Origin of the sequence: Pseudomonas sp. RA_5y_Pfl1_P24 (assembly GCF_963970945.1) — a bacterium.
GTDB lineage: Bacteria > Pseudomonadota > Gammaproteobacteria > Pseudomonadales > Pseudomonadaceae > Aquipseudomonas > Aquipseudomonas tritici.
In genome coordinates this window covers 18941-33990 of record NZ_CAXAOJ010000023.1, presented here as the reverse complement: position 1 = coordinate 33990, position 15050 = coordinate 18941, and the positions used below count along the sequence as shown (strand labels likewise).

Here is a 15050-nt window from a genome sequence, read left to right as displayed (position 1 = left end):
ATTAAGCCGATAGTACTTCATGGTAGAATGAGTCGAATGCCGGGTCAGCTTTTCTCAGCTGATCAATGTCGAGTTGTTCAACTGCTTGGAGATAACGATTCAGGCGAGACGCATTTCGACGCAGTCGACGCATTTCTTCTTCAGAAAGCCCAAGCCATTCTTCTATTTGCGGATCAATGATGATAGGTGCCCAGTTGGTGGGCTCTATGTTGTTTGACAGTAGGAGTTGTGAGCCTGCAACGTCATTATCACTGTCAACTACCGTAAGTACTCGTATGTCGGGATTAGCCATCAGCAAGCTGTTTGCAATCCGTGGTACTGAAATTTTCCCTAGGGCTGAGATGATTTCGATTTTCTTAGCGGTTTTTGATCCGCTCAGGATGCGCTGGACAATATTGGCCAGTACTTCACGGTCAGTGTCGCTTTCGCAGACAATAATCAGATCTGTTGGTGCTGCTGGTTGGGCGCCATTGCGCAGCACTTTCCCTGTGACTCGATCGTAGTGAGCCCTTTCAATGTGCACTGGCTCCGATGCTGAGGTCTTCACCAATTCGGTCACGATCGGGTAAAACGCCAAGCCTTCCTCTGCTGCTTTGCGCAATTTTTCCTTCAGGATTTGCTTGAATCCGATCTCTTGGATGATGGCCGCATCCATGTCTTCTTTGGTGAAGAGAATCAGATTGAGCGATTTGCCGGCGATGAGGGCATCGACCGCGTCAGCAGAGTAGCCGGACATCGAAATGAAAACGCCCAGCGTCCCGACAAGCTTGCCATCGACCTTGCCCTTGAATTGGTACAAGGTGGAGGCCGGGATGGGATCCGCGTGCCATTTCGCTTCTAGGAGAAGGAAGCCTCCATCCAGGTAAAACGAACCGTCGATTTGCTCGCCGGGAGATTTGTAGCTAGAACGGGGCTCCAGGCCCTCTGACTCCAGTAAGCCCTTCAAGACTTTTTCAAAGTCATAGCCGCGGCGGCGTTTCGCGACGGCATCAGCATCTGGAGCAAGCTCTGAAAGCTCTGTGTACCACTGACGAAGACTTCGCTCCTGCTCCATGCCATTTTCCTTGCGGGTAAAATGGCGAAAACCTAACACATCATGCCGGTGTGGGTAATGGATCTTTTACCTGGAACTCATGTCTAGCCCCCTAAGGACGGAGGTTGCGGTGCCGGGACGCTTTCATGTCCCCGGTTTTTTCGGAGGTGCCTGGATGTTGCGCTCCATGTGCCGACAAGAGCCCTCGTCCAGCCCTCGATAATCAGAACACCCCCAACTCTTGGCCTTGTCTCGAAACACCATGCTTCCACCGCTTCTGGGGCAAACGGCGACCCAGCCATTGCAAGAAGGGGAGACGCAGACCCGGTATCTCCCAGAGCGTGTCATGGGGGCATTGCAGCGCCGGCAGCCGCTCTCGATATGGGTGCAGCGCGGCCAGTTTGAACAGGCAATAAAAGGTGCGCGGGTAGTTCTGTTTACACGGTTTACCAGGCTTCCCTGAGTGCAGACAGGGCAGTTTGCGAGGATTGCGTTCACTTGCTCAGGGCTTGCAGCGAGCTCTTCAAGCTCCAAGGGATAATCGCCTTGGATCAGCTCCCGTACGAAAGGTGAGCACCTCATCATGTCGCAGACCAGGTAGACCCTATGTCTCGCCCGCGTTAGTGCGACATAGAACAACCGCCGCTCTTCGGCATGGGGGTAAGCCTCGGCTTTCGGCTGTAGGGCTTCAATGAGGGGGTGATTAACGATCTCTGAGGGGAGGCCGTACTTACCTTTGCTCAGCCCGAGGATGATGACGTAATCCGCTTCTTTGCCTTTGGAGCTGTGGATCGAGTCCTTCTTGAAGACCAGGTTTGGGAACCTTCGACTCACGGGATCAAGGTCGGGCAGGTTGTGTTTGAACCTGGCGAGGAAGTAGACCGAGGAGCCGGGTTTCGCGATGGTACTGAGATGCGCCACAGTGCGCTCAAGCACCTCGTCGATAGCCTTGTCGTCCGCCATCGAAGCGCGGACGAGAGACACGGTCGGTGTGTCAGCGACCGTATGGGATTGGATATCCTTGACGATCTGGCGAGGGTTCTGCATCACGAAACGGCTGGCGACTGCACCGATCTTGCTGTTGAAGCGAAAGGTCTTCCTGAGCTCGCTGGACTCCGTTGGCCCGAATATTTTTTTGAAGTCAGCAGTGAAGCTGATGTCGCTGCCCGTGAATCTGAAGATGGACTGCCAATCGTCACCCACGCAGAACAGTGACCCATCGTCTTGGCCCCTGCGTAGGGCCTGCACGAGATCGGCCCGAGACTTGGCAATGTCCTGGAACTCGTCCACCACGATGTATTTCCACGGGCTCTTGAAGGTGCCGTCGAGGACGTACTGGTTGGCTTTGTTGATCATGTCATCAAAGTCCATCTTCTCTTCGGCCTGCAGCGCATCGACGTACGCATCGACTATGGGGGCCAGCAACGTGATGGCTGCACCGACCTGGCCAGGGTCAGCGCTTCCGGCGATCAATTCGCCTTGCTGCTGATCGGAAAGATTCGCGGCCCTGAGCAATCCCAGCATATCTGTCAGGATGAGCGAGAACTTCGAGATGACACCGAACTCCCGGAGGGTTTCCAAGACGGCTTCGGGAGGAAGAGGATTGAGCACTACGCCGGCGCTGGTCAGGCGTTGCTTCAGCACCTTGAGCAAGACGCCTTCTTGTTTTTCATAGTGGAAGGTTTCGATCAGCGGGATGCCTCGCTCTGCGTGAACCTGGCGTTTCCAGGCCATGTCGGCTTGGTATTTGGCCTGGTCGATGTAGGGAGCGGTGTTGCCTTGCCGATCTGTACCGAAGTGCTCGATGTAGATTCCGAATTCCGGAAGAAAAAAATCGGGCCGATACGTGGCTCGGTCAGGGGATTGCAGTGGGGTTTTAAGCGTAGCTTCGTACTGGTATTCGATACCATTCTTGAAGAGGAAATTCGCGATGTCGCACTCGCCGAAGCCTTTGACTGCCTCGCCCTTCAGCGTGCGAATATCGTTGTCTTCCAAGAAACGGTAGTAATCACCCAGCGTCTGGAATTCGAATGGGTTGCGTACCGGATGCAACCATTGCTCAAAATAGCTGAGCAGCAGCTCTCGGTATTCCGGTTCACGCTGTTTGGCCTCGAAAGCCGTGTTGACGAATTTGGCCTTAGCCTTTTTATCCGTCGCCATGGTGCTGATGTCGATCGACTTGTTTTCTGCTTTCTTCACGATGCACCGGCCTAGCCGGTGGAAGGTTTCGGCTGTTATGCCCTGGATGCCCAGTTTGCTTTCCAGGCGCTCCCTCAATTCGATGGCAGCCTTATTGCCGTACGCCAAGATCAGGATCTCTTCGGGTTTGGCTTGCCCACTTTTAACCAGAAACGCGACTCGCCCGATGACGGTGCTAGTCTTGCCGGTACCGGCGCCGGCGAGAATCAGGTTGTTGTCCTCGTCGATGATGCACGCCTTGCGCTGATCAGTGGTCAGCGGTTGGCTTTCTACCGTTTCGAAGAGATCGTGATAGTCGACCAGCGCTTGATCAACGTAGGATGCACGGGAGTTCGTAAGCCAATCTTCGGGTAGTTGAACAAGCCGCTTCATCTTGACCAACAGCCGGTGGTGCTCTGGAGTGAGAATGCCCTCAGGTGGAATGGGAGGGCAGGTGCTTGCCCAGGACAGCGCTTGCTGCCTATAGGGCTCCCATTTCGATGTCCGAAGGTAGCGTTCCTCCTTGAGGCCTTGTTCGAACATTTCCAGGCGTGCCTTGGTTTCGATGATGCGCGGGATGTACCAAGATCGAACGAGCTCCAGCCAAGCGGCATCGCGTTGCTTAGTTGTTCGAAAGTAAAGGCGCCAAGTGCCCCGGGGCGTCGTGACGTACGCCATGTGCAGAAATACTATGGGCGCACGTTTCGGCGGTTGACCGATGGCCGCCCAGTCAAAGCTCTCGATGCCTTTGGGTGTGCGAATCTGAATGCCGCTACTGGATATACCCAGCGCATACGCTGCTGATGGAAGCCATCGGGCCCACCAGGGTGGATTAATGTCTGTCAACTTCTGTACCAGCACCGGCATCATGAACTGAGCCTGGTGCACTTCCTTTCGAATGATGGGCGGGTCTTGCCCACGACGCTGTCTGGGCCTGAACTGTTGGCGCGTTACGCAGAGCGCTGTATCACCAGTGAAGTGGCATTGTGATATGCCACCTCGATGCTCACAACATTTCAAGACCATGGACGGGATTTCGCTGGATCCCTCAGGAGCGGCGCACGTCGTCGCCAGGCGAGCGGAAGTGCTTGATCAGAGGCCTGGCGATGCGCTTGGAGCCGTATGTCAGACGCCTGGTTGTTCCTGGCATCAACGCCGACTTGCCGTGGAGCACCCGAGACGCCTGCATCTAACGGCTAAAGCTCATGAACGACGCAAACTGTTTACCGGCACGCTTCGCACCTGCAAGCACGCATGACAGAAAACGTGTAAACCAGTTTTTGGTGGTGTAAACCACGCAGGTTTACAGTGTGAAAAAATGGTTTACACGCCGCTGTCGCAGTAGCACGTTAGGTCATCAAGTCATTAGGCTTGGAATGTGACTGAGGCGGACGCGATGCCCCCCAAACGGGAGGGCATCAAGGTGCTGGTCTACCTTACTCGACCCGCTCGAATGTCCTCGATCAAGCTCAGCTGGGAGTCAAACTCATTGCGTTGGGCATCAGTGAGCCCTGCGCGAAACGGTGCGATTGATGCCATCTCGCGGTCGGCGGCTTCGAAGTCTCTGCAGTAGGCCAGGATCACAGCGTAGAAGCTGCGAGCACTGGAGAGCTCGCCTAGTAAGTGTGCTTGCTTGATGAGAGGGATAATGTTGCTGCCCACTATCGTCCGGGCAGCGTGAAAATCACGCATATCCAACATGTCCTGAGCAGCGTCCAGGCCAGTTCTCACAGCCGAACTGAATGACTGGGTGCACACAAAAAATTTCCATGCATACAGACGATAGAGCTGTGGGTTCACCCCTCGTTTTTTCAGTAGGATGGCTTTGACTTCGTAGGCATTTGCAAGGTGGGTTACCAATGCTGCCTCCGGAGATAACTTGCTGAGGTGGTCGACGACTGAGCTGGTCGAGCGCCCCAGGATCCACTGCTCACTTATCTGGAGCAGCTTGAGGTGTTCATTGATGACTTTCTCGATCAGTGCTTCGGCAGCCTTGTTTTCATGGATTCGCCATAGCGCCACTGCGGTGTTGTAATCCAAAGTAAGACGTCGGTCTGGGGTCAGGGCGGGTGATTTTTTGATGAGCTCGATAGCATCGTGAACACCTTTGGCATTTTCTTGTAAGCCCTGCCACTCCATATTTTTTTGGTGATAGGAAAGTACCGCCCGATCTGATAGCTGATGGTTGGCTACCAATTGGGCCATTGAGGACAGATAGATCGATTTCTGTTCTGGGTTCTCCGATCGATTCGTAATGAAGAAGAGAGAGTCGAACGCCCAAAATCTAGTCTCTGCATCAAGATCAGAAGAGGTGGACGCCTTTTCTAGATAATCGATGAGCAGTGGCCCTAGCCCCGTTTCCTGGAAAAGCTCTTCCCCGGCCAGCTCAATGAGAAACTCGCTCTCTTCAAGATCGATCAACGTCTTGATGAGCAGCCTGAGCTTATGGTGGCTACGCGTTTGCTTCAGGGAAGTCAGAAGCAGATCTTTGAGCACCACCTTGGTTGTCAGCAAGCGTGAGTCTGCCACGGCGTGCAACTCGCCCGCTCCGACCAATCGCATGGCATCGTGGAGTTTGATTTCGAGGCTGCCTTGCACTTCCAAAACGCCAAGCGCACGAAGTGCTCGGATGGCCTGATTGACCGCAGCAGGAGGTGTTGTTGCGTAAGCTGCCATCAAGCTCTGCAGCTCGTTTTGAGTGATGGCGACATCGACCATACTCAGAAGGGTAACGATGTGCTGGCTGGTTTCTGGGAGGCCCTGGTACACCTTGGTAAGAATGAGTTCCTGTGCTGTCGTTTCCAGCGTGGCCTGTTGCTCCAGCGCGGTACAAAGCGCGGATAGATCCCCCTCATAGTCCTTGGCTGCGAGTCTGGCGGCGCTTTGGAGATATAGCGGCATGCCGGCTGTCAGTACGCGCACCCTTTCCATGGTCTCAACATTGCCCTTGGCACCCAGGCGAGAGGCCTCTGCCGCCACGGAGTCCAGGTTCCACCCCTGGAGCACTTCCCGACGCACCCCCGACAATTGCTCCACTTCCTGAATCGACCCGACGGGTTGGCAGAGGAGGATGAACCGCATCTGCGTGGTACACCCGAACACGGCTTGTAGATCTGCCGCAGGAATTTCGTGAGCGTTGTCGATGATCACCAATGGCTCTATGCCTTGGATCTCCAGGTGACGACCCAGTGCGGTCATCGAATCGATGCCAGATGCGTCCGGGGCAAAGAGTTCGCCAATTTCATGGGGCTTGTCGACTAGCCCGCCGGCAATCTCCCTCACCAGGGATCGTGCGAAAGCCGGGCCCGCGGTCTCACGTGCGTCGAAGTAGATGCACGATTCCGGGGTATGCATTGCGGCCTGAGCGCACCATGATGTCTTGCCCGCACCGGAGAAGCCGCAGATGATCCGAATGCGCTCACGGTTGATGAGTGCAGGCTCGTCAATCTGCGGGAGATAGTGGGTTTGAAGTGCCGGCAATCTTTGCAGCTGCGTCAGTAGCTGCTCGAACAGGGCAGGTAGCGATTTTGAGTGGAAGGTGTAGCCACCTAGGTTCTGGTGGCCAGTGGCGGCGGCTTGCACCTTTCCCGCCAGCTTCCATACCAGCGATTCGGGTACCAATGCCCCATGAGGAATCGTCTCTGCCAGCTTCACACAGTCGGCCACTGCGCTACTCAGATCAGTCCAGCAACCCGGCAGGCACGCAAGCTCCGCAGGGAGAATCTCGCCCGGATGGATGAACTGCACATCATCACCCAATTCACCCTGCTTGATACGGGCACTAAGTTTCGGGCCAGGGGGCTGGTTAGAGGCAACCACGAAGCGAGGAGTGCCATGTCGAAGGCCCTGCTCGTGTTGCTCACGGATTAGCTGAAACCGATCTAGGGCGGTACCGAGGTCGCTCGGGATTAGGGGATCACTGCGAGTTTTAACCTGGACATAAATCCGGGTATCGGCGAGCACGACTTCGACGTCTTCATCTCGCTCGATCACCACGCTCAGGACGTTTGATGTCTTGGCTTTGAGCAGGCAAGCCACCGCGAACAGATGCTGATACAGGAAGCCTCCATGTACAGCAGCGATCCGCTTTTCCTGGGCTTCATCAAGGGTTGGGTAATCGACTGACATGATGTGTCTTCCTGCTTTCCTTGGCATCAACCGCGGAGTGCGTTATTGCATTCTGCTTGACCAACCGTTTGCATTGCCACCGACCTCTCAATTGCATTCAACCTGACGAGTCGTTTGCACTGGATTAGGCCAGCGCGCTGGGTGTGCATGACCAGACCCCAGCGCTACGGTCATTCATGGTGGGCGACGGTTCGCGCCTTACCATGCAGAGTACTCAAAAAGGCTTACTGCCCAGGCCCTAGAGCTCGTGGATATCCACCTGGTATCGTTTGGCATTCTTGCGAGCTTGGAAAAATTTTGGCTTGAACCCATAGCTCTCAATTGTGTTGATGTGGTCTTTCACGTCGGATTGACTCATGCGCATGCCAAACACGACTTCCTTCAGAGCACTTTGGTTGAAAACCCCTGGCCCAGAACCTTCAGCCGTCACATTACCCACCAGGAATGTGTATTTTTCTTTGAGTTGCTCTTCGGAGTAGTAGGGTGACTGGTTTGGATTCGACCTAAGCACCTCTAGCTCTTGTTCGTAGTGTTCGTCAGGCGCAAAGCTGCTGGTGTACTCCATTTCTGGTTTAGCGACAGAACGCCATTCGCGTTCATATGCCCAATCTGCCGATTTCTGCAGAAGAGAGATCGCGGCGAGTTCAGCTTCAGTGTGCGAATAGTATTCGAGCGTGCGATAGCGGTTCTGGTAGATGACCTCTTCAGCAGGTGGTAAGCCAGTCTCGTCCCACTCGAACCCTAAGCACATTCCGTTGTGGTTGGAGGCGTAGTGAGCCCAGAGCAGAAGATTGTCGGGATTTTCCGCCAACGGTGAAGACTCAAAACGAAGGGGAGCGAAATATGACTCCCCGTCTAGTCATCTAAGGCGGCAGCGGGGATCAATGGGGAGAGTTGTCTTGGTCGTAGGAAATACGTGCGATGAACCAAGTCGCTTCGCCTGTCGGTGTTTGCACCGTGACCTCATCACCTTCCTCTTTTTTCAAAAGTGCACGCGCCATTGGCGAGTCAATAGAGATATAGTCATTGCGTCCGTAGATCTCGTCGTAGCCGACAATTCTGAATCGTTTGCTGTCGCCTTCCTCATTGTCAATTTCGACCCAAGCCCCGAAGAATACCTTGCCTTCCTGCTCGGACGCATAATCCACAACGCGGATATCCTCTAATCGCTTACGAAGGTATCTGATCCGACGGTCAATTTCACGAAGCAGCTTCTTGTTGTATTGGTAATCCGCGTTCTCACTGCGATCACCTAGGGACGCCGCCCAAGTCACTTTTTGAGTGATCTCGGGGCGATAGGTGTGCCAGAGATGATCCAATTCTGCTTTGAGGGCATTGTGGCCTGCGCGGGTGATGATATTGGTTGGCAATACTGGCTCCAAGAATAATCAGGCTGATCAGTGCCGCTAGTCGGCAGGCTATCAGTGCCGGCGGGAGTCCGGCGCCTTCATTGAAGATGGGCTCTTGCCGGCTGGCTTAAGGCTCAGGCTACCATGCATTTGGTTTAAATTTTTTGAGGTTTTGAATCCCGTCCACGGCCTGGTCTGGCGTGGCCCAGGTCGTGGTGACGGTATGGCGAGGAGAGGATTTAGTCTCGCCGCTGGTATCCCCCAGTATTCACAAATGTTTCAAGGATTTTTCCAGGGCATTGAGGGTTCCTGGCCAAAACAGCTGCTCGTCATTTGGCCCAAGGATGTCGCTTCGTGGCCCGCGTTTTAGGTTGTGCTCAATGAGAAACAAATCTGAATTGAGATACTCCAACGCATCTCGTTCACTTTCTGTAAGTTTGAAGGTCGCACTGGGGGCGGAACGCACATCAACCTCATAGACCACATTAGGCGGTAACAACTCTTTCGTCTTTCGTTGTTCGGCTCTCAACTGGGCAAGCAGACCTCTCGCCAGCAGCTGATGTCGACCATTGAGCTCGTCGATCCAGCTGTGAGGGCCACTAACGGGTTTTGGTTTCAGTGGGACTTGATCAGCAAAGGCTCCGATCAGTGTCCGGTACTTCGCACCACCAGAATTCTTGACGGTTTGCAGCGACGGCGCGCCATAGACAGCCCCCAAGCGTGCAATCATTGCTAACGTGAAATCAGTGCTGCCGCGCTTTTTCTGCTCCATGCAGGTTTCATATATGGCGTGAAGGCTTCTCCGCGTGCGTGTTGAGGTTCCTTCGCTCAGTCGTGCCAACGTTTCTTCAGGGGTCACCGCGCCATCTCCTGGTTGTCTTGGTGAGTGTCAATTCCTTGCTGAGAGGTGAGCGTCATTAGGCGAGTATCACGTTGAGGTCTGGAATCATATTCAATGCGCAGCACATCCTGCGCGTTGTCGCCTTTAAGCAGCAATTGAAGCGCTCCGGGAGTCATGCGTTGATCCCTTGGAAGATCTTTCATAAGAATCGTCCCATCCATTACTGCCTCTACTGTCGGCCAACTCATTCGCGCGGTCATGAACTTGACGATTTGGTTACCAATAACCAGCTGGCTATTTTTGTCTAGTTTGTACATGACCGGCGCCATCCGGTTAAGTTCTGCCATCCGGTCTATCATGTTGCTGCGCTCTGGAGTGGCAAGTTCCGCACTGGCGGATGTATATATTTCAGCGTTTTCGCACACTTCGTTAAGCTGTCTGAAAAGTGAAACTTCTTCGAACGCGATAACCGTTTCGTGGCCGGACTTTATGATAAGCTGAGTTGAGTCGTTGCTCTTGTCATTATCGGCTCGTTCCACAATGAGTGCTTGGCATTGCTGCGTGAGCTTGTTAACGATATTCAAGTCTGCAAGGTACATGTCTGCTGTGACTGAAGCCGAGCTAAGCAGGCCATCTAGTGATTTCAATTCAGAGATTGCTGCACCAATCTGAGATTTATAGTCAACATCAGAGCTATCAGATAACTGGGCAGCATCAAATCGCTCAGCGGTCAACTTCTTAATTTTCTGTCTCAATTCAATCTGCTTGTCCTGCATGTCCCCCAGCTTCTCCAAGTGGGAGCGGCAGCATAGCGATATCTCATTAGCAAGGGAGAGCAGTCCGCCTAGGAACACTGGCCCAGTTACGAAGTGTCTGCAGTGGATACAGTTCTCACGCCCTAGATATCCGGCCGGGACGGCGACAAATTTCCCGTTGCTTGACGCGCCATCTCCGCAACGACTTGCTGCTGTCAGGCAGATGCCATAGTCTCGGTATAGAGCACTGCCTGCAGCGACTTGGCCTGCCAAAAGCTTCAGCGCTTCTTCATTATTAGTGAGGAATGCGTGCTGCTTGTCTCGGCCTTCGACAAGTGATTGGTAGGCTCCTTTGGACTGTTCGTGTAGATAACGTTTTTCCGCCTCGTTGAACTTTTGGCGCAAAAACTCTCCGGTCGTTTTTACATAGTAAATGGTCATGATCATGGAGGCATGACCGACAATCTTGACCAGAACGTTTAATGGCAGTCGAAAATCCATAACATACGCCGTGATAAGGCTCACCCTCATCGCATGCGGCGTAAACTCTGAGTGGTAGTCACTGACGTTTTCTGGGGAGCCTGTCATGGACGCCAGCTCTGGCGCAGTGTTGTAGAGTGCGATAGCGATACGTCGATAGAGTCTGCTACCGAAGCTTCCTGCACATTCTTCGGTACCGAAGTCTCTGAACAAGAAGCAGTTACTCCCCTTGCCCAAGCGATCAAGCTCTGAATAATTGGTGTTCTCGCACTCACTCCAAGGCATAGGACGATTGACCGGATTGTACTTTGACTGCCAGTCTCTAAACCGAATCATCCATTTGGCGAGTTCCTCAGGCATCCAAGGGACGTCGTAGCCTGTAATGCCTTCAGCTGTTTTATTGGTCGTGAGACGCATCCCAAATTCATCGTTTGGAAGGCGCTTGATGAAGCCTTCTTCTCCTGTCTGACCTCGCAGTGGTGAAGGGTTATCAATCCACACCAGCTTCCCATTCTTCATAATAGGAATTTTGAGATCGCACTCTCCTGAGTCCGCATACGCAAGCTGCACTCCTCGAATTGGCACTGAAGCTAGTGCAAAGGTGTGCATCCAATATCCTGGGAACCAGATTCGGTAGCGGCCATTGTTCTCTACATATACACAGTCGGGATCATTCTCATCAATGAGTGATTTATCAACATCTACCCAGTCATTCTCGAATCCCTGTATGTGCCTGAGGTCAGAGAAGGAGGCTGCCGCTGGCGGTACTATCCATTTCCTCATGGTGTCGACGTGGTGGTACGCCAGCGGCGGCTTGGTAGTTTGACCAGGAGCGGCGTGCTTAAGAGAGGGTAGAGAAATTTTGAGAAATGGATTTACAGCCCCGGCCATGGGCACGATCTCATTTGTGTCCGGGCAGCGAGCGCTGAGATGCTTCTCAAGAAACCATTCCGAGAACTCCCGAAGCGTGGCCAAGTGCTGCTTTGCTTTCGAGTCCGGCATCGAAAGTATGAACTCTTTATAGTCTTGTCGATCAAAGTCTGGTGTTGTAAAGAATGTTAGAGGGTCTTCGCTCAAGTTGTTGGGCTTAACGTAATCTCTGACAAATTTTACCAAGTGGTGAACTTTGAAGTTACCTTTCGTCGTGCGGAGAAACTCTGCGAAAGCAAAGCGCCATTTTTCGTAAGGTTCTCGCAGGGTGACCAGCGTGTATGGTTCTTCTTTTCCAAGATAAGCTTGCCAGTTGACCCATTCATCTTTATAGACCTTGTCGGGCGTCAATGGGAATTTTTTGTCGCCTGATTTTTTTACATATTTTTTATAGGCCCCACTGGTTGGGAGATTCAACTTGCGAAGGAGGGCGATAGCGTCCTCGTAGCAATAGGGGCGAATGATGTTGCACGTGTCATACCAGTCAAGCCATTCTCCGGCAAAGGCTCGTTCTGGATGCGCTGGCAGGCACGCGTATTTTTTATAGTTGTCGCGATACTCACTGCTGTCTTTGATTCCAATTGCTTTGATGGCAAATTTAACTTCTGCGAGTAAAGTGCATTTGCTTGGGAGGATGAAGTTTAGCCAGGTTGTATAGTTTCCATAAAACTGCCTAGGGCTGGCCGGGAGCCTGGGGTCAAGATGACGCAAATTGTTGTAGTCATTGAGAGTAGCTAACCCAAGTGCGCGAGCCGCAGCTGCAGCTTCTGCAACGGTCTCATAGAGAGGCGTTGCCGTTAAGAATTGAGCCCACCCGCCGGCTGGCCAGCTGCCCTCGTAATAAAGATCGGGCCGCTTAGGCAGCATTGGATCTAAAGCATGTCCATCCTTATACTCTTGGCGAGTGGTGAGCCCCATAGCACACGCTTGCTGACTGGCCAGCTCTATCGAGTCGTACTTTTCTTGATCTGAAAGGAAGTCATCCCAACTGCTCCAGTCGAATTCATAAGCCCGATAGGGATGTTTGGGCAGTCTTGGGTCATCTAGATAGTGGGCCCTATATTCTCTATCCGTAGTTAGGCCGAGCGCGAGTACGGCCTTTTTAGCCTCTCGGTAAGTTTTGTAGGGCGCTTCACGCAGGCCGAGGAAAGTCGGCCAATCAATCCAGTGGTCACGATAAACGAGGCTTGGTGCGGAAGGCAACTTCTCGTGGAATTTGCGAAACGATGTATATTGGCTATGAGTCTGCACATTGTTCTCGCGAACAAGTTTCATGGCCGAATGGTAGTCGATGAACTTCAAATCGTCGTCTAGCCCGAGATAGTCATGCCAGCTTGTCCAGTCTTCATATTTTTTATCAGGCTCAATGCACAGGGAGCTGTCGAGTGCCTTGCAGCGTCGCACATAGTCACGCTTGCTACAGAAATCTAAAGCCCGGGCAGAACTGCGAGCCTCTTCGAAACTTTCGTAATGATCTGGGCGTCGATAAAATCTGTTCCAGCTTTTCCAGATAAATTTATATTCGACTTCTGGTAGGCGAGGAAGCATCGGATCGAGATAGTACCCATTCTCATAATCCAGTTGGGTTGAGAATCCAAGTTTGCGTGCTGCTGTGCTTGCTTCAGTGAGCGTCCTATATTTATGGTTGCGAATGGTATAGTCTTCCCAACCTTTCCAGTCCGCCTCATAAAGGCGATATGGATGTTTAGGAAGCAATGGATCGAGCAGGTAAGCAGTGAGGTATTCTTCTTTCGAGGTAATGTCGAGACGCTTCACTGCTTCCTTGGCATGCTCATAAGTTGAATACGGGTCAAGCCGTTGTCCTAGGAATGTTGGCCAGTCGATCCATTCCTCTTTCCACGTGATCTGCGGCATCCGTGGCAGGCGAGACTCAGTCTCACGAAGTTTGAGATATCCTGAGTTACTCTTGATGCCAAGCTCTTGCATCAAAGCCTTGGCTTCTTCATAGCGTAAGAATTCCGCCTCGACATTAATGCCGAGATAGTCCTCCCAGCCGCTCCATTCTTTGAAATATCGGTCAGGCGCCGTACGAAACCGACTGTCCACTTTCAAGCAGTTGCGTATGTAATGCGATTGCGATTTAAAATTATGCAATCGCGCAGCGGCTCTCGCTTCATTGAAATTGTTGAATTTTCTTCCTTCTGGGCCTGGAGGCTCATTACCCAAGAAGGTGAGCCAGTCGACCCACTGATGGCGATAGACTTTAAGAGGCTGTGACGGCAGTTTTGGGTACTTTGTGCGTAGAGCTTTGTACTGCTGTTGTGATTTAACACCATTTTCTGATAGAAGCTTTCTGGCTTCCTCATAAGTCAGATAGATAGCCTCCAGGCCAAGGTAGTCCTCCCACCCTGACCATTCTGGATAGCAGCGCTGTGGGTCGTGAGGGAGCAGGCGATCTTGCTGATGGTGACTTGCTAAGTAATCCTGTCTGCTGGTGAAACCTAAAGCCCTCGCTGCATGCTTGGCAGCCTCAAAGTTTTCGTAGATTTGATGATGATGCGAAGGATGCGTCGGATCCAAAAGGCACAGCTGGCTCTGTTCAGGCTCTGAAATAATACTGGTATCTCGACCGTTCTTAAATTCACCTACGGCCTGATGCGGAAGGTCGTGAGTAGAGGATGGATCTGCCGCGTGGTGCAGGAAACTAGGCCAGTCGACCCAGTCAACTCTCCATGTGAGTTCTGGGGATTTGGGTAGCAGGGGGGCGCTCTCGCAGCATTTAAGGTATTCAGCTTTGCTCTTAACCTTGCGCTCCTGTATTAACTGCCTAGCTTCTTCATAACTAAGATGCTCCACATTGTCGCTAATACCAAGGTAATCATCCCAGCCTGTCCATTCCGTTAAAAAATGTCGATCTGGTGCGGTGTGCAGGCGATCATCTACCCTCAGGCAGCCTTGGATGTATTGGTGTCGTGAGCGAAAATTGAAAGAGCGAGCTACGCGTCTTGCCTCCTCATAGCTTCTGAACTTTGGATGATGATCAAAGAAATCATTGCAAGACGTCCAGCTGTTGGCGTAAACCAAGCGGGGCTTCGTTGGCAGGCGAGAGTCGGTAACTTGGAGTGTGTGGTATTCTTTCATCGAAGTGATGGCTGCGTCCCGCACAATCTCAGCTGCCTCTTCGTAGCTATAGAACTTACCCCTGGGATCTTCCGGGCAGCCGAGATAGTCGCTCATGCTTACGAAGTCTGGATAGTATCTAGAGGGGTCGCCTATTAACTGCGGGTCACGGCGATAGTTCTTAATATAATCAGAACTATTTTTGAAATTGAGCGCGCGAGCAGCTGTTTTGGCTTCTTTGTAGGTTTGATAGATTTTTCGGCTTTTCATTGTCT

General features: G+C 52.5%; 7 protein-coding genes. All 7 read right to left on the bottom strand.

What is annotated here, in order from left to right:
- Position 1 precedes the first annotated feature (1 nt).
- Positions 2–1054 (bottom strand): restriction endonuclease, encoded by a 1053-nt coding sequence (locus AACY30_RS26475; protein WP_339541381.1) that lies wholly within the window; start codon positions 1052–1054, stop codon positions 2–4.
- A 123-nt stretch (positions 1055–1177) separates the two neighbouring features.
- The gene (locus AACY30_RS26470) at positions 1178–4081 is read right to left on the bottom strand and encodes a UvrD-helicase domain-containing protein (protein ID WP_339541380.1); all 2904 of its coding nucleotides are present in this window, start codon (positions 4079–4081) and stop codon (positions 1178–1180) included.
- Between the two features lie 561 nt (positions 4082–4642).
- Positions 4643–7339 carry an ATP-binding protein gene (locus tag AACY30_RS26465; RefSeq protein WP_339541379.1) on the bottom strand — a complete coding sequence of 899 codons (2697 nt, stop codon included), beginning with the start codon at positions 7337–7339 and terminating at the stop codon, positions 4643–4645.
- Between the two features lie 238 nt (positions 7340–7577).
- On the bottom strand, positions 7578–8150 hold the full coding sequence (locus tag AACY30_RS26460; protein WP_339541378.1) for a DUF2971 domain-containing protein: 573 nt from the start codon (positions 8148–8150) through the stop codon (positions 7578–7580).
- 70 nt (positions 8151–8220) lie between these two features.
- On the bottom strand, positions 8221–8709 hold the full coding sequence (gene greB, locus AACY30_RS26455; protein WP_339541377.1) for a transcription elongation factor GreB: 489 nt from the start codon (positions 8707–8709) through the stop codon (positions 8221–8223).
- A 247-nt stretch (positions 8710–8956) separates the two neighbouring features.
- Entirely contained in the window at positions 8957–9547 is a 591-nt protein-coding gene (gmtX, locus tag AACY30_RS26450; RefSeq protein WP_069665359.1) for a gamma-mobile-trio protein GmtX, read from the bottom strand.
- Positions 9544–15045, bottom strand: a complete 5502-nt coding sequence (locus AACY30_RS26445; protein ID WP_339541376.1) for a VPA1269 family protein — start codon at positions 15043–15045, stop codon at positions 9544–9546. Before AACY30_RS26445 ends, gmtX begins: the two co-directional genes overlap by 4 nt.
- Between the last annotated feature and the right edge of the window lie 5 nt (positions 15046–15050).